Source organism: Paenibacillus xanthanilyticus, from assembly GCF_042682185.1.
Classification (GTDB): Bacteria; Bacillota; Bacilli; order Paenibacillales; family Paenibacillaceae; genus Paenibacillus_Z; species Paenibacillus_Z xanthanilyticus.
The window spans coordinates 1,385,408-1,406,317 of record NZ_JBHUHA010000002.1 but is presented as its reverse complement, the minus strand read 5'-3'; the positions used below and the strand labels follow the sequence as shown (position 1 = coordinate 1,406,317).

Below are 20,910 nucleotides of genomic sequence, written 5' to 3'. Positions count from 1 at the left end.
CGACATATAGAGTATAGCAAGGACATGAATGTGGAGATTTCCTGACTTTGGTGGGACTGCCGTAAATAATTTGAGGTACTTGGCAGTACCAATTATTTTAATCTATTAACAATAGTGATAAACTAAGAGAAGGTAAATACGTTGATTCATCAAACGCGGTGTGACGTGGTCGCGCCCCTTGCTTACTTGCTGTAGCTCCTAAGCAGGAGCGCCTACATCCTTTCTGCAATGCTTAGGTATGCGATTCTTAGGGGATAAGGAAGGTAATCATGAGCAGTCAAACGAAAACAGACGTTATCTTAATCGGTGCCGGAATCATGAGCGCTACGTTGGGAGCGCTGCTGAAAGAGCTAGCGCCGGAATGGAAGATTACGGTGTTCGAGCGCCGCGCGGTCGCGGGCGAAGAGAGCTCTAACGAATGGAACAACGCGGGCACGGGGCACGCTTCCCTCTGCGAGTTGAACTACACGACGGAGAAGCCGGACGGAACCGTCGACATCAGCAAGGCGATCAAAGTCAACGAAGAATACCAGGTTTCCAAGCAGTTCTGGTCCTACCTGGTCCATAGCAAATTGATTCGCAACCCGCGGGACTTCATCGTCTCCGTGCCTCATATGAGTTTTGTTCAGGGGAATAAAGACGTCAATTTCTTGCGTAAACGGTACGCGGCGATGTCGGCCAATCCGCTGTTCGCGGGGATGGAATTCTCCGAGGATCCGAGGAAGCTGGCCGAATGGATTCCGCTGATGATGAAGGACCGTAACGGGAACCAGCCGATCGCGGCCACGAGAAGCGAAGCCGGGACGGACGTCAACTTCGGCGCTCTAACGCGCATGCTGCTCGATCACCTCGAGAGCAAGAACGTCGACATTCAATACAATCGTCAAGTGGAGGATATCAAGCGCGCCGCCGACGGCTCGTGGGATTTGAAGGTGCGCAATGCCGGAAGCGGCGCGGTCGAGCGCCATAAGGCGAAATTCGTCTTCGTCGGCGGCGGCGGCGGCAGCCTGCATCTGCTCCAGAAATCCGGCATTCCGGAAGGCAAGAGCATCGGCGGCTTCCCGGTCAGCGGTCTGTTCATGGTGTGCAAGAACCCGGAAGTCGTCAAGCAGCACAACGCGAAAGTATACGGCCAAGCGCCGGTCGGCGCGCCTCCGATGTCCGTGCCGCATCTGGACACGCGGCTCATCGAGGGCAAGGAATCGCTGCTGTTCGGACCGTTCGCCGGGTTCACGCCGAAGTTCCTGAAGTTCGGCTCCAACCTGGATCTGTTCAAGTCGATCAAGCCGCATAACCTGGTGACGATGATGGCGGCAGGCGTCAAGAACATGTCGCTTACGACGTACCTGATCAAGCAGCTGATGCTCTCCAAAGAGCAGCGGATGGAAGAATTGCGGCAGTTCATTCCGAATGCCAAGAGCGAGGACTGGGAATTGATCGTCGCCGGCCAGCGCGTGCAGATCATCAAGGATACGGCCGCAGGCAAAGGCACGCTTCAATTCGGCACGGAGGTCATCAGCGCCGCCGACGGTTCGATCGCCGCGCTGCTCGGCGCATCGCCCGGCGCCTCCACCGCGGTGTCCGTCATGCTCGAGGTTATCGAGAAGTGCTTCCCGCAGCAGGTGAAGGCGTGGGAGCCGAAAATCAAAGAAATGATTCCTTCCTATGGACAGAAGCTATTGAAAAATCCCGCACTCATTCGCGAGATTCATGCCTCGACGTCGCGGACGCTTGGTCTGGTCGATCCGGTATCGAAAGCGGACAGCGAACCAAGCCGCAACGAAGTTCTTATTTAATGCATACCGGCGATCGGAGCACGATCGCATCATAGTAGGGAGCTGGTGCCACCGGGCATCGGCTCCCTATTTTTGCAGGCCTGGCAAAGGATTCATCGAGGGCGGCGTATCGAAGCGGAACTTTTTGGGAAAATTCACGTCTGAGGTGGTAACGTAAGCGTGGAGAAAACGAAGGGGGATGCACCATGCGCAGATGGCGTCTGATCGCGATGGCGGCGGGCGGTTTGCTTCTGGCAGGCGCCGTTGTTTATTCGTGGAGCGGCAGCGGGCACGGCACGCAGGATAGGGAGAAGGAGACAAAGCCCGCTCAAGCCGCGCAAGCGGCAGAGACCGCGCCTGCGCCGCCGAGTCAGCCGCGGTCGGAGGCGGTGCCCGAGGCTGGGCAGGAACAGGCGAAGACGGCTCCGGCTTTTGCTCCGCTTCGGCTCAAGACCGTCCCGGATGCGGATGGCTTTGGGATGAAAATTGAGCCGACAGAGGGTCTTTACATCCTGAAGACGTTCAGCGCGAAGGAACGGATCGTTCACGTCATCGTCCGCAATGTCGGGGAAGGGAACGGAGGCGAACGGCTGGAGGCGGTTATCGTGAACCCGGGCTCGGCTGAAGTCGAATCGCAGGTGTTAGTTGAGTATCCGTTTCATGTTCAGAGCGGACCTCGACTGGAGATCGACGGCGAGAAGCTCGTTTTTGTCAGACCCGTGCACCAGGAGGGGATGGTTGCCTACGATCTGGCCACCTTCGATCCGGCGGACGGCCGAGTGGACGTCGTCGCGGAGCGATTCTGGTCGCAGCCGCTGCAGGATGGGCAGGAGGAGGATTTCCTAACCGGCCTGCATGTGTCGCAAGGGAAGGAAGGAGCTGGAGGGAAGGTGCTGCTGTCCAGCTTCAGGGGACGAACATGGCTGATCGATCGGACGAGCGGACAGGTGCTGGCAAGCGCCGGGGCCGTCTACCCCGCGTTCGGCGATCCGGGCAGCTCGCCCGTGCGCGAGCTGCTGTTCCCTTCGCCGGATCTTAGCCGCATGGTGTACCAGCCGAAGTCTGGCCGGGCATTTCAGTTGCTTGATCCGGCCGGCGGCAAGACGGTGGCGGCATTCGGATTCGGTGAAGAGGCGGCGCTCATGAGCCCAGGCATAAGCTGGAATGCCGAGAGCACGCGGTTCTACCAGGAATTCGGCGACGCGAGCCGAACCTACGCGGCAAGCTCGGACACGGGGCTGCACCTGTACGCGCAGAGCGTCCGGTTCTATGACCGCAACGGCAAGCCGGAGCGGACATTCACGCTGCGGGGGCCGGCGGACGCGCGCATGAACGTGTACGGCTGGGCGTCCGAGCACGAGGTGTGGCTGGAGACGTTTCGCGTTCGGATGCCTAAGCCGAATTCCGAGCCGGAGAAGCGGAATATCGCGTACAAGCGGTACGATATCCGCACGGGCGTGCTGACCGATTACCGGACGGCTGGCAAGCCGGAGGACTTGAAGCAGCCGGAGCTCGTGCAGCCGGTTGACCAGCCTGCCGCTTTCATCCGCCGCTCCTTCCTGCTCGCCGACGCCAAGAGCAAGAGGATCTGGCCGTCGCCCTATCCGGCGTCCGCCGTCTCGACGGAGCAAGGACTCTATCTGCATGTGCCGTCCGACGTGGGGGATGCGCTGTACCGATGGACGAAGGAGGAGCCGGCCTGGCGGTGGCTGGACGGACGCACGGTCGTCAGCGTCCATAGCGGCGAGGCTGGCCCGGCTTGGCGGTTCGCTGCGCCCGTCATTCACCGGGATCGCTGGCTGGTCTACGCGGACGACGATCCGATCGGCGGCGATTGGACGATTCGCTACGCGAAGGTCGCGGACCGGATCAAGCAGACAGCGGGAGGATTGCCGATTCTGCCTCCTTCCATCACGGACGTGCCGGAGCAATACGAATGGTGGAAGTCGGACAGTCCCTTCAAGCCGGCCGAGAAGACAACCGGCGCGCGCGCGCAGGGGAAGTCGCGATATGGGACGATCCGGCTGAAGCCGCTGGCGGGCGAGCTTGCATACGGCCGGCAATATTACGGCGACTATGCCGTTAGCTTCAAGGCGAAGACGAGCGCCGTCAAGGAGCTGCCTGCCATTCAAGGATTGAGGCTCGAACAAGAATCCGGCGTATCGCCTATGGAGCGGATCGAATTCGACGGTTGGGATTTACTGCTGTTTCGTACGCATCAGTATCGCTTCAGTAAGGGGGTATCCCCCTATAGTCCACCGTATTTGCGCGCCTTTGCGGTGACCCGGGAAGGGGAAGCGTTCCCGCTGGTCTTCCGATATGCGGACAGCTCAAGGGGCGTGGGAGAACGCAGTATGGAGAAGATGCCGCTAGACGACAATCAGCCTGTGCGGCGTCAAGGCAAGGCGATCGTGCTGATGGCGGGCAACGATCAGCTTGAGCTGACGCTGCAGCCGAATTTGGCCGGACGCGAGCTCCTCGTGACGGGCGCAGACGACCGGAGGCGCGAGAGCGAGCAGCTGCGTCAGCTCGCGGAGCGGTACACCGAGCTGATCGAGCAGGCGCTCGGACTGGACGAATACGTGGATTTGCCGGGAGGGCGGATGGAAGCCGGCAAGCTGATCGCGCTATTCGCCGAGGAGGCGTGGGACAATCCGGGCTTTCAGCGGATGAAGCGCGATTTCCATGCACAGCGCGCAAGCGGCCATCCCTCTCGCGCCTTCTCCTGGCCGCCGATCGAGATCCGATCCGTCTCCCCGGATACCGTCCGCTTCACGATGACGCTCAATCTATTCTACGCGATCGGGCACGCCGCCCACCTGGAGGTCGCGCTGAAGCTGGAAGACGGCGTCTGGAAGATCCGCGATCTCGGAACGCTGAGTTCGGAGAAGGGCGATGGCGTGCCGGGTTACGATGGTTTAGTGATCGAAGATCCGCTGCGCTTAGAGTAGGGGCAGGGACTTTCGGTAACCTATAGAAGAAGGTGCGCGCGGCGTTGATTCGGTCCCGATCGGGATGGAAGAACGCCGCGTTTTTTGACGCCCGAAGGGGGATGCAGACGAGGAATGTCGATCCGTATACGCTTATCTTTCGAGGGCTTTGAAGGCGCTATTTTCCTGGGAAATTAACGATTTACAAGCGAAGCCTCACTCGTTATCTTTAGTTATGTAAGGGCTTCCATGAAGTGAAGGCCAAGCAGTCGCATCGCGGGTATCGCGCAGCAGGGGATGAGGAATCGAACGAGGAGGAGAGGACTGTCGATGAGCAAGCGAATCGTGTACAGCTTGAACTATATGGCGGATTTCCATTGCATCGGCCCGGCCTGCGAGGATACGTGCTGCGCCGGGTGGCGGATCGATATCGACCGCGCGACCTACGGCCGCTACGAGCAGCTTCTTCATCCCGAGCTTGACGGGCTGGGCGGTCAAATCGAGCGTAATCCGGATTCCGACCGGGACGAGAATTTCGGCCGGATGGTCATGCAGCCCGACCAGCGCTGCCCGCAGCTGCGTTCGGACCAGCTATGCCGCATTCAAGCCGCGATCGGCGAAAGCTATCTGTCCGACGTTTGCTCGGCCTTTCCGCGGATCACGAATAAGGTGGAGGGCCAATACGAGCGATCGGCTTCCCTCGCTTGTCCGGCCGCGGCGCGTCTGATTTTGCTGAACGAGCAGGGCATTCGATTAGTCGCTATGGAGGAAGAGCCGGAGCAGCGGCATATGCTGGCCCGGCAGTGGCCGCCCGCCGATCGCCCGGGCGTTCCGTACTGGACACAGCTGCGCGCCCTGCTGATCGAGATCCTGCAGACGCGGACGCTTCGCATCGAAGACCGGCTGCTGACGGGAGCCGAGCTTCTTCAAGCGGTTCAAGCATGGGAGACAGCCGGGGAGCCGGAAGCGATCTCCGCAAGACTTGCCGCGGTAGCCGGGGAGCTGGCGCATGGATCGATACTGTCCCGTCAGCGCGCGTCTTCCCCCTCTTTGCCCGACCGGATGCGGCTGCTTCGCAAGTTATTGGAGGCGCGCATGGTGATGGGCATTCCGAATCGGCGGTATGTCCAGTGTCTGACGGAAGCCTTCGCCGGGCTCGCTTATACGAGCAGCGAATTGACCGAAGACAGCTTAACCCGGTACATGAACGCCTATGACTGCTACTATGCGCCGTTGATGCGGGAGCATAGCCGCGTATTGGAGAATTACATGGTGAACAGCTGCTACCAGCAGTTGTTGCCGCATCTGCATAAATCCGATCCGCTGATCGGCTGGCTGCATCTGGCCGCCCAGTTTGCATTGGTCGAGTTCCAATTGGTCGGTATGGCCGCCCGGCTTGAAGCGCGCTTCGGCGTGGATGACGTCGTCCGGCTGATCCAGTCGTTCTCCAAGTCGATGGAGCACGCGCCGCTGTATCAGAAGCGGATGATCGGGATGCTGAAGGAGACCGGCGTTCCGCCGCTTGCGCTGATCGAGCAGCTGGTTGCGCCGACCGGCCTTGAGCGGCCGGCAGCCGAGCCGGAGCCGCCGCTTATGGCGATGTAGGCAGGCGAGGCAGCTTTGAACCATATAAGCCAAAAAGGCACCCGGGCCGGGTGCCTTTCGATTTTACGCGGGAGTGCTAAGCCTGCAAGAGGACTAGCCGCGCGGCTCTGCGTCCTGCACATGATAGCGTCCTTTCGGTACGACCAGCGGAGAGCCCGAGACGGGATCCTGCACCACTGTGCAGTCCAGCCCGAACACGTCTTTCATGAGCGAACTGGTGATCACCTTCGACGGCTCGCCCTCCGCCACCAGCATGCCCTGCTGAAGGGCGATGATGTGGTCGGCATAACGCGCGGACAAGTTGATATCGTGCAGCACCATGACGATCGTCGTGCCTTGCTTGCGGTTCAGGTCCGTGAGCAAGTCCAGAATTTCGACCTGGTAGGTTATATCCAAGAAGGTCGTCGGTTCGTCGAGGAATAAAATATCGGTCTGCTGCGCCAGCGCCATCGCAATCCAGACACGCTGTCGTTGACCGCCCGAAAGCTCGTCGATGTTATGATTGGCAAGCTCGGTAATCTTCATGATCTCCATCGCTTCGGCAACGGCTTGGTAGTCTTTCTTCGTCCATCCGCCGAACCAGGATTGGTGCGGGAACCTGCCGCGTCCGACCAGATCCGCGACGGAGATGCCTTCGGGCACGATCGGCGACTGCGGCAGCAGACCCAGTATGCGGGCCAATTGTTTGGAAGGGATTTGGCCAAGCGGCTTGCCGTCCAACGTTATGGAGCCCGATGTCGGCTTGATCAGCCTGGCCATCGTCTTGAGCAGCGTTGATTTGCCGCAGCCGTTCGCCCCGATGATGACGCTTATGCGATGACTGGGAATATCCAGGCTTACGCCCTGGACAACCGTCTTGTTCTCGTACCCCGCGACGATATGTTCCGCTCGGAAAAGATGTGCCTTGTTCATTATAAATCTCCCTTTCGATTCATCCGGATGAGCAGGAAGAGCAAATACGGCGCTCCAAGGATGCCGGTAATGATGCCGACGGGGAATCGAACCTCGAACGCGAATTGTCCGATGAGGTCTGCCGCCAATACCAAATTTACGCCGACTAGTCCTGCCGGGATGACGTTCGAGAAGCCGACGCCGACCAATCGTTTGGCGATGGGGCCCGAAAGGAAAGCGACAAAAGCGATAGGGCCCGTCGCGGCGGTTGCCAGCGCGATCATGCAGACGGAGCTTAAGATGAGCACGATTCGCGTTATGTCCGCATTGACGCCAAGCGAAGTGGCAGCCTGCTCGCCAAGCTCCAACAGGCCGAGATGCTTGCCGAGCGCGATCACGATCGGCGCGCAGATCAGCACCGTGATGGCAAGCGAAGGAAGCTCGTCCATCTGCGCCCCGTTCAGGCTGCCGCTGAGCCAGCGCAGCGCGGCGGGAATGTCTTGTTGCGCCCCGACGAGCAGCAGATAGGAAATCACGGCGTTCAGCATCGCCTGAATGGCAATGCCCACGAGAATTAATCGCCCGACAGAGAAGGTTCTGCCTCTGGACAACACATAAATGAGGACGACGGTAGCAAGTCCGGCGATGACCGAAGCGACCGAGACGACCGCATCGCTCGTATGCAGAATCACGATGCAGAATACCGCCGCGGCGCTCGAGCCGGCCGTAATCCCGATGACATTCGGGTTCGCCAGCGGGTTGCGCAGCATCGTCTGGAATGTATTCCCGGCTAGTCCGAAGGCGAATCCGGCCAAGAGTCCGGCCAGCATGCGCGGCAGACGGATCGTACTCACCGCGAACGAGACGCCCTTCAGCTGTTCGCCGGACAGCGCGCGGATCACGTCCTTCACCGGATAAATCGTGCTCCCCAGCATAAGCATGGCGCCGCATAGGATGCAGGCGAGAGCGGCAAGCGAGCTGGTAACGAGCAGCCATCGGCGTCGCCGCGCGCGTCTGCCTGCCATAATAAGGGTTAACGTGTTATGGGTCATAATGAACGCACTTTCATTCTCATCGCAAGGATGATCAGGATCGGAGCCCCTATAAATGCTGTAACGACGCCGACTTCAAGCTCTCCCGGACTGCCGACCAGTCTGCCGATGACGTCGGATACCGACAAGATGATGGCGCCCGAGAGCGCCGACATCGGGATCACGTAGCGCAGGTCGGGGCCAAGCAGAAGACGGATGACGTGGGTGGCCAATAGCCCGATAAAACCGATGGGCCCGGCCAGCGCGGTCGTCGCCCCGCATAACAGCACGCCCGCAAAAGCCGCGACGAAGCGCAGCAGTCCCGTTCGAACGCCAAGCCCGGTCGCGGCTTCGTCGCCCAGCGCCAGCGCGTTGAGTGCCGGTGCCGTAATAATCGCGAGCAGCAGGCCGACAATCAGGAACGGGGCGAAGGTGCCGATCACGTCCCAATTGCCCGAACCGACGCTGCCGACTTGCCAGAAGCGGAATTGATCCATGACATACGAGCGCGGGACCATAATGGCGCTGACCAGGGAGGAGAGGGCGGCCGTCGTGGCCGCTCCCGCCAGCACCAGCTTAAGAGGCGTCGCGCCGCCGCGCCCCATGGAGCCGATGCCGAATACGAATACCGCGGTCAGCATCGCACCGGCCAACGCCAGCCAAATATATTGATTGGCGGTCGTAATGTTCAAGAACGCAAGCCCGCATACGACGAATAAGGAGGCGCCGGTGTTCACGCCAAGTATGCTCGGGTCTGCGATCGGGTTGCGAGTGACCGCCTGCATTAAGGACCCGGACACGCCGAGTGCCGCCCCGCAGCATAAACCGAAGACGGTGCGGGAGATCCGCTTGCGAACCACGTCGGCCCCGTAAGAATCGATCGCGGGGTGGAATAAGCCATCGATCAGCTCTTGCCACCTCACCGTTCGGGAGCCAAAGGCCAGCGAGGCGATCATGCATAGACCGAGAAGGACGATCGAGATGACCAGCACCTTCGTAAAATGTCTCGGCATATGGGGACGATGGAGGTTGGGTTGAGTAGCAGTGGGACTGTTCATTTAGCTTGTCAATCGCTCCTCTGTAACTCTTTCTTGTTCTGTTTGGGTAAACCGTCAGAATGGAACGCCGACCGAAGGTGAGAGGGCGGCGGCGGCTTCCGCCGGAACAAGCGTAAGGGGCGCGGCACCCGCCGCGCCCCTCTGAGCCGATTTCGTTCCTGTTCCGAATCGACGAGAACGGGTTATTTCACCTTGTCGATCGCTGCGCCGATCAATCCCAGATACTCGTCGATCGTGTACCGGATCGAGAGCGGGTTCGGGTTGCCGGAAGCGGCGAGCGGCGTGCCGTTGCCGATGAAGATGACGGAGCCTCTTTGGATGGCCGGAATTTTGCCGAGCAGCGGATCGGCTTTGACGGCTTCGTACAGGCTGTCGTCGCCATAGCTGATTAGAATATCCGCGTCGTTCAGAATGTCGGCGTTCTCGGCGCTCAATTTCATGCTATAGCTGGTCGCATCGGTAATCGCTTTCGTTACGCTTTCCGGATACGTCATGCCAAGGTCGATCAAGAATTCGCCGCGCGGGTCCGCTGGCGTGTACACATGGATCTGGGACAGATCCTTCGCCGAGAAATTGGCCCAGACGACTTTTTTGCCCTGCATGTTCGGATGTTGGCTCGCTTTCTCCTTAATGAAGTTCTCGGTGTCCTTAATGAGCTGCTCGCCTTCAGCTTTCATGCCCATGCCCATGGCATTGTACAGCACTTGCTCGCGCCACGTCGTTACCCAAGGCGTTGTCTGATAGGCTACGACCGGCGCGATTTTGCTCAGCAGATCATAGTCTTCTTGCGTAATGCCGGAGTAAGCGGCGAGGATCACGTCCGGGTTCGCATCGGAGATCGCTTCGAAGTCCAGGCCGTCGGTATCCTGGAACACGTTAGGCTTGTCCACGCCGAGCTCCTGGAGCTTCTCGGCCGTCCAAGGCAGCAGGCCGCTATCGTCCTGAACGCCGTAGTTCGCCGCGGAGAAACCGACCGGCACGACGCCGAGCGCGAGCGCAACGTCATGGTTCGCCCATTGAATCGTGACGACGCGTTCCGGCTTGCTTTCAATGACCGCTTCGCCGAACGCATGCTTGATCGTGATCGGATATTCGGAAGTCGCTTCCTCGGAAGCGGATTCAGCTGTATTTGTCGTCGTCTCGGTATTGGCTGCGGCATTCACAGCTTGCGTATTGCCAGCCGTATTCGATTCCGTCGTGGAATTCGATTCGCTCCCGCAACCTGTCAGCGCGACTGCCAGCGCCGCCGAAATCAGTAATGCACTCCACGTGGTCTTGCGTGATGCCTTCATTTGCTACCCCATCCTTCTCGCGTATGTATTGGTGTGATGCTGAATAACTATAGGTCATCAATTGATAATGATTATCAAAATCAATATAAAGCGGCTTAGAAAGGTTGTCAAATGAAAAATATGGAAGTAGTATAAATCTGTAAAAGAATCTGGCGGATGAACGATCTAGATTGTGGAAGTTATTCCTCTCGTTGAAAAGGTGATCGAGTTGCATGTCTTCACTTGGAACAGGCAGCTTTTCGAAATGATCATAGCGAACGGTTATGGAGTCCGAAAGCCGCATTGGATGACTTGCAAGATTCGCCGGAAGCAGTGAGCGCGTTGGCGGAGCGCGAGACGCTTCAGTACTTATTAGACGATATGGAAGGGCAAACCCAGCCGCTGATTACAACTGCTTTCTGGGGCGATAGCAGGGCGATTTATTCGCAAGATAGCTTGGCCGACATGATGCAAAACGGTGGATTCCTATTAGAGAGACAGGTATTAGACATAGAAAACGCGATGGAAGAATGGCAAGCGTATTACGATTTATCCGACACGCAAATGAACTTACTGAAGTCCCTGTTCACACGTAAAATCGAAGCGCCTTCGGAAGTCGTTGTTCTCACGTTGGAGGAGATTCGAATGCTGGATGCGGAGGATGAAGAGGATTTGACGGAAAGTAGAATTTCGTTCGAAGAGATCGGTATCACGTGGGAGCGAAAGAGGTGAAAACGGTCCATATTCCACTCCACGATTAATCCACCGGAAGAAGGCGGGAACAAGCGATGAGCGTACCGTTACAACGGGTGAATAGCGAAGAAAATATAGCCGAGCTGGCTCGATTGGCATCGGATATTTGGCGCGAATATTACATTGCCATCATTACGATGGAACAAATCGAGTATATGATCGGCAAATTCCAATCGGCAGCCGCCATTACGGATCAGATCGAGCGTCAGGGCTACGAATATTATGCGATCCAAGGCGATGGCGCCGCGGTCGGCTATCTGTCGGTCAAGCCGGAAGAGGGGAAGCTCTTCCTGAGCAAATTTTACGTCGCCAAGGCGTACCGGGGACGCGGCTACGCGAGTCAAGCGATGGCGTTTCTTGAGCAGCTGTGCCAAGCGCGCAGCCTGAGCCATATATGGCTGACGGTCAATCGGCATAATGAAGCCAGTATCGCGGTATATGAGAAGAAAGGCTTCCGGGTCGTTCGGGAGCAGGTGGCGGATATCGGTGGCGGGTTCGTGATGGATGACTATGTGATGGAGAAAGAAATCGCATCCCTTGGATCGAACGCCGAGGGATGAACGAGTTCCCCGCCAATCGAGCGATCCAAGTGCTGCTCTCCATGGCGCTCTATAACACCGGGCGCCACAAGGAGGCCATGGAGCTCGCGCTGACGAACTTGTTGGACACCACCTCGGACGAGAAGCTCCTCTACTTCCAACGAGGGCTGTCCTACTATGCGCAGCATCTGGACGAAACGTGGTAACGAACAGCGAGGCGGGCTAGCGTGCCCCATATAGAAAGCAACCAATCCGCCGCTCCGCATGGGAGCGACGGATTTTTTTGTGCAAATACAAGCGGAAGGCGGCATGCCAGGCAAGAAACGGCGATAGCCGTTTCGCCTTGCGGCGTCGGAATAGGTCACGAGCCCAACGAGCGTGCGGCATGCTGCTTCACGCGGTCCAAGAAAGCCTGCAATTCCTGTATAAACAGCTTCGCCGCTTGCCCCATGAATTTGTCCGTCCGATAGAGGATGCAGATCTCTTGGCTCGGCGTGGGGTGAAGCAGCTGCACGGCCGAGATGTGCGGATGGTCCATGTAATCGAGCAGCAGCCGAGGGAGGATGGACGCGCCGACGCCTCGTTCGACGAGAGACAGCAGCGTCGACAAGGTGGAGGCGACGATCGGATTGTCGATCGCGATGCCTTTGGCGTCGCAGCACGACTGAATGACCTTCGTCATCTGGTGCTCGGGACCGAACATGACCAGCTTCAACTCCCGCAGCTGCTCGAACGGCATCGTCGCGGACTTGGCAAGCGGGTGATCCGATCGTATGGCCAGCGCGAATTCCTCATGGAATAGAGGCAGGACGGCCATGCGTTCATCCGGCTTGGACGGAACGGTCGTCACGCCCAAGTCTCTCGCGCCGCTCAGCACCTGTTCATACACCTCCATCGTCTCCGTCACGCTGATCGACAGCTTCGGATACGCCTGATGAAAATCGATCAGCAGCGCGTCGAACAGCAAATCGCCGTCCCCCGGCAAAATCCCGATATCCAGCCGCCCGCCTTCCATTCGCTTCAAATCCGCAATCGCTCGCTTGGCATAGTCCACGCGTTCGAAGATGTGCCGGCTTTGCTCGAGCAGAATGCTGCCGGCCTCGGTGAGTGCGATCCGCTTGCCGATCCGATCGAAGAGCGGAAGTCCCAGCTCGTTCTCGAGAAATTTGATTTGCTGACTCAGATTCGACTGCGTGGTGCATAGCTGTTCGGCCGCCCTGGAGAAATGCATCTCCCGGCAAACGGCGGCGAAATATTCAAGCTGTCGAAGCTCCATCACTTCTTGCCTCCTTTCCAAGCCATGCTGTCAGGTGAAGAGGATACCGTCATGTTCTCTTCCGTCATTATATCGGCTATCCACCAGACCCGACAGCTTCTTCCGGATCATTACTGAAACCGATCGATTGCATCGGAATCCGGTGATGGTTGCGCGCGGCGTGCGGCGGTATGCTTGAGGTGTCAAGAGAAAACGAAAACAGGAGGATGATTCGCATGGCGCAATCGATTATCCACACGGGAAAGGTGCTTCGTCAGATCGTCATCGGCCAGCTTCAACACGTATCCGAGTCGCGAATGGACATCCAGCCGGAGGGCTTCTCCAATACGGTCCGCTGGCATGTCGGCCATATGGCGTATTGGTGGGACAAATACGCTTCGCTCAGCTTCGGCTGGCCGTCCGCGATTCCAGCCGAATACGGGACATTCTTCGATTCCGGCACGAAGCCGTCGGATTGGACGACGGCGCCTCCAACGAAGGTGGAGCTGCTGGGGCTGCTGGCCGCGCAGCTAGCCCGCTTATCAGAAGCGACGCCCGACTTGCTGGAGCGGAGGCTGTCCGCGCCATATGAGATGGGACCGTTCCGCTTCGAGACGGCGGGCGAATTGATGAATTTCGCCTTCATGCACGAAGCGATGCATCTCGGTGCCCTATCCAGCCAGCTGAAGCTCATCGGAGGGGATAAGTGAAGTGATGACGCAATCGAGAACCCGTACCGTGTTTCAAGCATTCAAGCAGGCGTTCGAAACTGGAGAAACCGCGAATTTTGCGGCGATGGTGACGGAGGATTTTCATTTTAACGTGCCGCTCCCGCTGGAGGGCTGGAATCTGGAGCAGCGCGGCAAAGCGCGGTTCGAGGCGTTGATCCGCTTCGAGCGAGCCGTCCTGCAGGTGGAGCTGACGCCGCTGATCGAGCTTGCGAACGAGAACTACGGGATGGTGGTCTTTCGCGCGGAAGGGGCGTTGAACGGCCGGCCGTATCGCAACGAGCTGGCGGTCGTCTTCGAGTATGAGGGAGAGCAGGTCCGGGCTTTCCGCGAGTATGTAGGCATGCCGTTACGAAACTACGAAGCTCCGCAATGAACGGCAAAACGGGACATTGGGCAAGAGGAATGAGGCGCGGTCGGCGGGAACGCTGACTGCGTTTCTTTTTGGCCGATCTACTAAAATGCTGGGAAACTTGTTAAAATTGGAAGCATTCGAGGCGCAGGAGGGGGAGCGGTGCAGGTGGATAACAATCCACGGATTCACGACGCAATGGAGCAGTCGATTCGGCATTTGGCGTCTGCTTCGCTATGGGAGGCGGATCGCGCGGAGGACAGCCGTCGCAAATGGGACGGGGCTTGGTGGCATATGGCCGCGCTCTATGAAATGGGAGAGGCGAAACGCATTCCGGCATCCGCGATCGCCAAAGCCGCGCAGCTGTTGGACACGCAAGTTTGGCAGACCTTTGTCATAACCGAACATGACCAGCCGACAAGCGATGCGGATAAGCGGAAGCTGGACTGCTGTCACTGCGAGCTTGCCGTGTATTACATGGTTCTCGCGGCGTCCGGCTGTGATGTGGACCATGAACGGCCTTGGATTCGCGAGTGGCTGCTAACCCACCAGCTGCCCGACGGCGGACTGAACTGCAATCCGGATGCGTATACGGGCTCGAGGAAAAGCTCTGTCATCTCCACGCTGCCGCCGCTGGAGGCTATCCTATGGCATACCGAGCGCGAGTTCACGGAGCGGGAAGCGAGCTTCCTGGACGAAGGCGCGCGTTACCTCATCGAGCATCGTCTCGTATGCGCCAAACAGGACGGAAGCGTCATCGATCCGGAATGGCTGAAGCCTTGCTTTCCGAGGTTCTTCGAGTATGATATTTTGCGCGGCATGTCCTTCTTGGCGGAGTGGTCTCGGCGGAGGAACCAAGCGGTGCCGGCCGGCGTGCTGGCCGAAGGTTTGGAGCGGCTGAATGGCTGCATCGATGCGGGCGGGGTACGCATCGGCAGACAAGTGTTCGACCCGCAGGGCCCATGGGGAGGTCATGTCTTTCCCTTGCTGGAAGCCGTGTCCGGTATTGGCGACGTTTCGCCTTATTTAACGAGACAGCTGCATGAAGTGACCGCGCGAATGAGCCTGCAGAGATCGTAACGAGAGGATGATCGGAGATGCTGCATGATTTGAAAGGACCGGCCCATATGACCCCTGGCGTAGGCATGCTGTATGCCGCAGTAAGAGAGAACAGCGCGCGGCTGCGGTCGATTACGGAGGGCATGTCGCAGGATGAAGTCGATTACCGGGGACGCGAGAACGGCATGAATAGCACAGCGCAATTAATCCGGCATCTTGCGGTAGTAGACTTGAATTGGGTATTCCGTATTCAAGGAGAGCCGCTGCCGATGTCCCTGCGCCAACAGTACGGCCCCATGATCGATGCGAATCAGCGGATTCCGATGGTACAGGGGCTGCCCTGGAGCACGCTTATGTCCCAATACGAAGAGGTGCTCGACAGGCTCGATGAGGCCTGCGCACAGCTGACGGATGCGGATCTCGATCGGGTAGTGACGTTCGGACACGACAATGAGAAGCAAGCGACCCTACGATGGGGGTTGTGGCACATCGCCGACCATAGCCGCTACCATCAAGCGCAAATCAATCTGCTGCGAAAATGGTTTCGCGAACGATGAAATAGAGTTTACGGACGACGATAACTTATAGGGGAGGCGGGAGGCGCTATGAACAAGTTATTTGCTGCTTTGATGGCTGTAATTACGCTTGTGGGCTTCGCGATTATTGCGATGTTGGCGCAGTTCATTCCGAATACCGATGGAGAGGGGTGGCTTAGCCGCATTCCCATTCCTGTTTATATATGCGTCATCGCCGCGACACTGATTAGCGCTTGGGCATTCTCGACCGAGGATGAACGGCTGCGATGATCGCGGACATTCGTAATAGGCGAACGAGAAAGAGGTATCCATTGCGGACACCAAGCAAGGGTTCAAGAGAACGGCGAAGTCCGACGAGCGTTTAAATGCGTGGTTGGCGTAGCTAGTTACTTAAGCGAAGCGGAGCGTGGAAGCCGGAAATAACGATCATGCCTGTAAAGGAGATGAGCGCAATGAGGAAGCAGATCGGCGTTCTTCTTCTACTTACTTTAGTCATCGCTTCTGTCATTGTGTACGATATCGTGAAGCCCAAGCCGATACAGACGACTTTCCATGGCGTCAAGTATCGACTCGGTACCGAGCATGTTGAACGGGCCGATCCGGTCACGATTCGGGTAGATGGTCGGCTCATGACGAGTCTATCGGGGAAGAAGCGATTCGCCGGGACGATTCGCATCGATGGAATTCGGCTGCCCGTGCCGGAGGATCAACAGATGCTCGACATCCGGTTTAAAGACAATGGCGTCGGAATTATGCGGGTGGAATATCTCGAAAATAAAGGGAAGCGCGGCGAAGGGCCGCGCGCATTCGCTTTTGGTTCGATTGACATAAATGAAGATTTTAGCGCGTTCTCGATTGCCGTGGCGGAACAGGATGGCTCGACGGCTAGCTGGAATTACGAGGACGGGATCATGATCAGTGCCCCGGCGAGTTCGAGATCCGAGGCGGTTCAACTTACGAAGAGGCTAAGGGGCACTGAAGAATAAATCGATGCCGATCGGCCCCTATTAGGTCGCGGTCGGATGCCCCGTCTTCCACATGATTATGAATGCGAAGAATATGTTCGTTCGACCTTGCAAATCTTGACGTTATAATGCTGGTACCAGTCCTGTTTGCCTTTCTCCTGAGCTGCTTGGTGCAAGGGGTTCTCCTTCCAATTGCGAATCGCCTCCAGGCTTTCCCAATAGGAGATCGTGATTCCGGAGCCGGAGGCATCGCGTACGCTCTCCACCCCTAAGAAGCCCGGCTGTTCCGCGGCAAGCTGCTCCATTCGGTCAGCCATGCGGCCATAGCCGTTATCGCCCTCTGTGCGCTGACTTGAGAAAATAACGGCATAATACGGCCCGTTTGCATTAATGGTCATCTCTATCAAGCTCCTTCAATAGCACGTTTTATAATGTAGACTATACGCGTAGCATACAGAAAAACAAAGTGAATGTTCGTCCTGTTTTGCATGAAGGCCTTCGCGTAAAATGGGGCGGGTTGTATCTTGGCCGCTTTAGGACCCATCGGTTATTTCATTGGGATCGCGATTCTCTTCACGTTGTTTATCGATGTCGTTGTGCTGTTGGGGAAGATATACAAGAAAATGCCGTCATGAAGCGTGCAGGGCAGATCGGATCGTAACGCTCTCGACGCGGAATCCGGGTAGAAGTATGCCTGCATCCAAGAAATTGCTATAATACGTTATGTCACAATAACGAAACAGAGAGGCTCTATAACCATGATTATCAAACCTAGAACACGCGGATTCATTTGCACGACCGCCCATCCGGCAGGATGCGCGCGCCAAGTCGAGGAACAAATCACGTATATCAAAGGGAAGCCGGCCATCCAAGGTCCGAAGAACGTCCTGGTCATCGGCGCTTCCACGGGCTACGGCTTGTCCGCCCGGATCGCGGCCGCCTTCGGCGCGAACGCGAACACGATCGGCGTCTACCGTCCGAGCGCGGGCAGCGAGAAGCGGACCGCTTCGGCCGGCTGGTACAACTCCGCCGCTTTCGAAGAGGCGGCTAGCCGGGAAGGGCTGAAGTCCTTCAGCGTTACCGGGGATGCCTTCGCCGACGAGACGAAGGACCATGTCATCGAGGTGATCCGCCAGGAGCTGGGCCAGGTAGATCTGGTCGTCTACAGCGTCGCTTCGGCGCGTCGCGTCGATCCCGAGACCGGCGAGGCCGTCAACTCCGTGCTCAAGCCGATCGGCCAATCTTACACGAACAAAACCGTCAACTTCCACAATGGCGAAGTGACGGACATTACGATCGAGCCTGCCACGGAAGAGGAGATCCGCCAGACGGTCACCGTTATGGGCGGCGACGACTGGGAGCAGTGGATGAACCGGCTGCAGGCGGCCGGCGTGCTGGCGGAAGGCGTTCGCACCGTCGCATTCTCTTATATTGGCTCTGACATTACCCAGGCAATCTACCGGCAGGGTTCCATCGGCCGGGCGAAGGACGATCTGGAGGCGACCGCCGGCCGCTTGACGGATAAGCTGAACGGCCTCGACGGCAAAGCCTACGTCACCGTGAGCAAGGCGCTCGTCACGCAATCCAGCTCCGCGATTCCGGTCGTGCCGCTGTACATCTCCGCGCTCTATAAGGTGATGAAAGCGAAAGGCCTGCATGAAGGCACCATTGAGCAAATGTACCGGTTGTTCGCCGATCGTCTATACACCGGCTCCGCGCCGGAGGTCGACGAGATCGGACGCATTCGCATCGATGATTGGGAGCTGCAGGAGGACGTGCAGGACGAGGTCAAGCGGATTTGGGAACAAGTGACGACCGACAATATTCACGAGATCTCCGATCTGGACGGCTACCGCCGCGAGTTTTTCCAACTGTTCGGCTTCGAGACCGAAGGCGTCGACTACGAGGCCGACGTCAATCCGGACGTTCAAGTGCGCAATCTGCGTTAATTTTCGCATCAAATGAAGAGGCGTGCCAAGTCGCTAAGCCGACTTTGGCACGCCTCTTTCCTGTTTTTCTATGGCAGGAACAGCTTCTGAATGAATCGGGCGTACATGGCGGCCGCCTCTTGGCGGGTCATGATGGCGTCCGGCTTGAAGTCCACGACGCCGTCGGCATCCATCTTAATCTCGGGGCCGTACATGCCTTTAGCAGCGATGAATTGAACGCCCTCCATCGCCCACGGTGCGGGCGGCGCGCTAAGCTTGGCATCCACGGGTGGTAGACCCAGCTCCCTGCTCGCCACGCGCCATAAAAACGCGGCCGCTTCCTGGCGGGTAATCGCGCGGTCCGGCTCGAACAGCTGTTTCTCCGTGCCCGTTAATCCGCCGAGCTCCACCGCGGTCTGAATCCAGCTGGCGAGCGGATGCCCTTGCGCGTCTCGGAACGCCACCGGAGCGGGGGAAGGCCGCTGACCGGAGAACCGGGCCAGGATGCTGACGAACTCGGCGCGCGTCATCGGCTCTTCGGGGCGGAATTTTGGCACGCCTTCATCGTCGAATGCCTGCATGGAACGAAGGAATTGAATATCTGCGGCATAGGGACTCGTCTCATTCACATCGGAATAAGGAGCGGCCTTCTCTACTTTCTCGTACATGCTGTCCGGAGATGAATGGTAGATGTAGGCCACATTGCCCTCGGCATCCTTCTTGAACGCGGCAGGATCGCCGTTCTCGTCCTCGAATAGCAGCGGCCCCATCGCGCGCAGCTTGCGGGTGCCGCTCGAATCGCTCACGTACAGTTCCCCGTTCGAAGCGGTGACCTCAATGGCAAGAATAGGCACGCGCAAGCTGCGATAGGTGCCTTCGAACACGGCGAGTTGATCGGCCGTAAGCGCAAGGTCCGGCTCCGACTGCGATTGTTCGGGATAGAAATGTTCCATGAACGCATCGAAAAACTGCTGTCTGATCCCGATGCTGGCGTCGCTGTTGGCGACGATCATGCCGCCGACGTTCTGCTCCGGCAGCAGCCACAGCCAGGAGTGGTAGCCTGCAAGGTCGCCGCCTTTGCCGATCACGTATTGCCCGTTATGGCTGCTGTGGAAGAACGATTCGAAGCCGTAAGTCATCATCGGCACGCCTGGCGCAAGTTCGTACTGCTGCTTGTGCATGAGCTTGGCGGTGTCTTCCTTCAAGATGCGCGCGCTGCCGAATTGGCCGTTGTTCAGATGTGCCTTGATGAAGTTGGCCATATCGCTGCCTGTCGCGAACATGCCGCCGCCCGGCGAGATCGTCGGGGTCAGCGGATACGGCTCATGCGGCTTCATGTCGGCTTGGTAGCCGGTGGCGAGATTGGCGAGAACCGGTTCGTCCATTCGGAACGTCGCCTGTTTCATTTGCAGCGGCTCGAACAGGTGCCGCCGCATGTAATCCTCGAAGGGCTGCTTGGCCGCATGTTGTATGATATAGCCCAGCATGGTATAGCCTAGATTGTCGTAACGGTAAGCCTCGCCCGGCTTGCGGACGACCGAAGGCTCGTTGGCGCTCAGCATCTCTTCGATCGTCACTTCGGTCCCTTGATGACCCGGCGGCAACCGGTACACGTCGGTATAATCGAACCCGGCGGTATGCGTGAGCAGATGCTCGGTGGTGACGGGCGTTCCCGTCGAGTTCGAGATCCGTATGCCGGGCATATAGGCCGAGACGTCCTTGGTTAGATCGATTTTGCCTTGCTCCGCCAGCTGCATGACGGCCGTGGCGGTGACGACTTTGGAGATGGAGGCGATGCGGAATAACGTCAGATTCGGGTCGATCTTCTTCTTGGCCGCTATGTCCGCGTAGCCGTAACCTTGGTTGATAAGCACGTCGTTGCCCTTCACGACGACGACCAGCGCGCCGGCGAGGTTGGCTTGAACTTCGGGCTTGGCGAAATACGCGTCCGCGAAAGCCCTCACTTCTTTCGCGGTCACGGCAATAGCGGGACTGGTTGCAGCCGCGGCGGCGACTGCCCCCGGCGATGAATGCCCTTGCGCATAGGCGCCGGCGGGAACGACCAGCAGGGTAACTGCGACGAGGGAGGCTGCAACGGCTTGCGCCCCTTTTTTCTTCATTCGTTTCGCGACTCTCATCTCTTCGCTCCTCATCCGTATGGAAGTGTTTACCATATTATCGTAAAGGAATGAGCGCTGCGCCTGAACCGCCCCCGGGCGGAAAATGAAGCCGTT

The 20,910-nt window shown here is 58.1% G+C and carries 20 protein-coding genes; 13 read left to right on the top strand and 7 right to left on the bottom strand.

The window, feature by feature from the left end; genetic code table 11:
• Window positions 1-269: 269 nt before the first annotated feature.
• From ACFSKT_RS23340 to fliB, 3 genes are all read left to right on the top strand, one after another.
• A complete protein-coding gene (locus tag ACFSKT_RS23340; protein ID WP_377717755.1) occupies window positions 270-1,796 on the top strand; it encodes a malate:quinone oxidoreductase in 1,527 nt (508 codons plus the stop codon).
• A 185-nt stretch (window positions 1,797-1,981) separates the two neighbouring features.
• A complete protein-coding gene (locus tag ACFSKT_RS23335; protein ID WP_377717754.1) occupies window positions 1,982-4,726 on the top strand; it encodes a hypothetical protein in 2,745 nt (914 codons plus the stop codon).
• Window positions 4,727-5,035: 309 nt separating this feature from the next.
• On the top strand, window positions 5,036-6,310 hold the full coding sequence (gene fliB / locus ACFSKT_RS23330) for a flagellin lysine-N-methylase (RefSeq protein ID WP_377717753.1): 1,275 nt from the start codon (window positions 5,036-5,038) through the stop codon (window positions 6,308-6,310).
• Between the two features lie 93 nt (window positions 6,311-6,403).
• Here the strand turns inward: fliB and ACFSKT_RS23325 are convergent, their stop codons facing one another.
• The 4 genes from ACFSKT_RS23325 to ACFSKT_RS23310 form a co-directional block, all read right to left on the bottom strand.
• The gene (locus ACFSKT_RS23325; RefSeq protein WP_377717752.1) at window positions 6,404-7,222 is read right to left on the bottom strand and encodes an ABC transporter ATP-binding protein; all 819 of its coding nucleotides are present in this window, start codon (window positions 7,220-7,222) and stop codon (window positions 6,404-6,406) included.
• Complete coding sequence (locus ACFSKT_RS23320) at window positions 7,222-8,253, bottom strand: FecCD family ABC transporter permease (RefSeq protein ID WP_377717751.1); 1,032 nt, start codon at window positions 8,251-8,253, stop codon at window positions 7,222-7,224. The genes ACFSKT_RS23325 and ACFSKT_RS23320 overlap by 1 nt, the downstream gene beginning before the upstream one ends.
• Window positions 8,250-9,290 (bottom strand): FecCD family ABC transporter permease, encoded by a 1,041-nt coding sequence (locus tag ACFSKT_RS23315; protein WP_377717750.1) that lies wholly within the window; start codon window positions 9,288-9,290, stop codon window positions 8,250-8,252. Before ACFSKT_RS23315 ends, ACFSKT_RS23320 begins: the two co-directional genes overlap by 4 nt.
• A gap of 182 nt (window positions 9,291-9,472) precedes the next feature.
• Window positions 9,473-10,582, bottom strand: a complete 1,110-nt coding sequence (locus ACFSKT_RS23310) for an iron-siderophore ABC transporter substrate-binding protein (RefSeq protein WP_377717749.1) — start codon at window positions 10,580-10,582, stop codon at window positions 9,473-9,475.
• Window positions 10,583-10,864: 282 nt separating this feature from the next.
• Here ACFSKT_RS23310 and ACFSKT_RS23305 point away from each other — a divergent pair, with 282 nt between their 5' ends.
• From ACFSKT_RS23305 to ACFSKT_RS23295, 3 genes are read left to right on the top strand one after another with little or no spacing between them, the layout of a single operon-like run.
• Window positions 10,865-11,293 carry a hypothetical protein gene (locus tag ACFSKT_RS23305; protein WP_377717748.1) on the top strand — a complete coding sequence of 143 codons (429 nt, stop codon included), beginning with the start codon at window positions 10,865-10,867 and terminating at the stop codon, window positions 11,291-11,293.
• 56 nt (window positions 11,294-11,349) lie between these two features.
• Window positions 11,350-11,874: a GNAT family N-acetyltransferase gene (locus tag ACFSKT_RS23300; protein WP_377717747.1), complete on the top strand. Its 525-nt coding sequence runs from the start codon at window positions 11,350-11,352 to the stop codon at window positions 11,872-11,874.
• Window positions 11,871-12,059, top strand: coding sequence for a hypothetical protein (locus ACFSKT_RS23295; RefSeq protein ID WP_377717746.1), 189 nt, complete (start codon window positions 11,871-11,873; stop codon window positions 12,057-12,059). The genes ACFSKT_RS23300 and ACFSKT_RS23295 overlap by 4 nt, the downstream gene beginning before the upstream one ends.
• Window positions 12,060-12,214: 155 nt before the next feature.
• On the opposite strand, the gene ACFSKT_RS23290 is transcribed toward ACFSKT_RS23295, so the two are convergent.
• The gene (locus ACFSKT_RS23290; RefSeq protein WP_377717745.1) at window positions 12,215-13,129 is read right to left on the bottom strand and encodes a LysR family transcriptional regulator; all 915 of its coding nucleotides are present in this window, start codon (window positions 13,127-13,129) and stop codon (window positions 12,215-12,217) included.
• Between the two features lie 215 nt (window positions 13,130-13,344).
• Between ACFSKT_RS23290 and ACFSKT_RS23285 the strand changes: the two genes are divergently transcribed.
• The 6 genes from ACFSKT_RS23285 to ACFSKT_RS23260 all read left to right on the top strand — a co-directional run bounded on the left by ACFSKT_RS23285 (window position 13,345) and on the right by ACFSKT_RS23260 (window position 16,769).
• Window positions 13,345-13,818, top strand: a complete 474-nt coding sequence (locus tag ACFSKT_RS23285; RefSeq protein WP_377717744.1) for a DinB family protein — start codon at window positions 13,345-13,347, stop codon at window positions 13,816-13,818.
• 4 nt (window positions 13,819-13,822) lie between these two features.
• Window positions 13,823-14,212, top strand: a complete 390-nt coding sequence (locus ACFSKT_RS23280; RefSeq protein WP_377717743.1) for a nuclear transport factor 2 family protein — start codon at window positions 13,823-13,825, stop codon at window positions 14,210-14,212.
• Between the two features lie 144 nt (window positions 14,213-14,356).
• On the top strand, window positions 14,357-15,268 hold the full coding sequence (locus tag ACFSKT_RS23275) for a hypothetical protein (RefSeq protein ID WP_377717742.1): 912 nt from the start codon (window positions 14,357-14,359) through the stop codon (window positions 15,266-15,268).
• A 17-nt stretch (window positions 15,269-15,285) separates the two neighbouring features.
• Window positions 15,286-15,804, top strand: a complete 519-nt coding sequence (locus ACFSKT_RS23270) for a DinB family protein (protein WP_377717741.1) — start codon at window positions 15,286-15,288, stop codon at window positions 15,802-15,804.
• Between the two features lie 48 nt (window positions 15,805-15,852).
• Window positions 15,853-16,053, top strand: a complete 201-nt coding sequence (locus ACFSKT_RS23265) for a hypothetical protein (RefSeq protein WP_377717740.1) — start codon at window positions 15,853-15,855, stop codon at window positions 16,051-16,053.
• A gap of 182 nt (window positions 16,054-16,235) precedes the next feature.
• Window positions 16,236-16,769 carry a hypothetical protein gene (locus ACFSKT_RS23260; RefSeq protein WP_377717739.1) on the top strand — a complete coding sequence of 178 codons (534 nt, stop codon included), beginning with the start codon at window positions 16,236-16,238 and terminating at the stop codon, window positions 16,767-16,769.
• A gap of 56 nt (window positions 16,770-16,825) precedes the next feature.
• On the opposite strand, the gene ACFSKT_RS23255 is transcribed toward ACFSKT_RS23260, so the two are convergent.
• A complete protein-coding gene (locus ACFSKT_RS23255; protein WP_377717738.1) occupies window positions 16,826-17,146 on the bottom strand; it encodes an antibiotic biosynthesis monooxygenase family protein in 321 nt (106 codons plus the stop codon).
• A gap of 360 nt (window positions 17,147-17,506) precedes the next feature.
• On the opposite strand from ACFSKT_RS23255, the gene fabV reads away from it, so the two are divergent.
• Window positions 17,507-18,697, top strand: coding sequence for an enoyl-ACP reductase FabV (gene fabV, locus ACFSKT_RS23250; RefSeq protein ID WP_377717737.1), 1,191 nt, complete (start codon window positions 17,507-17,509; stop codon window positions 18,695-18,697).
• 68 nt (window positions 18,698-18,765) lie between these two features.
• Here the strand turns inward: fabV and ACFSKT_RS23245 are convergent, their stop codons facing one another.
• Entirely contained in the window at window positions 18,766-20,814 is a 2,049-nt protein-coding gene (locus tag ACFSKT_RS23245) for a serine hydrolase (RefSeq protein ID WP_377717736.1), read from the bottom strand.
• Between the last annotated feature and the right edge of the window lie 96 nt (window positions 20,815-20,910).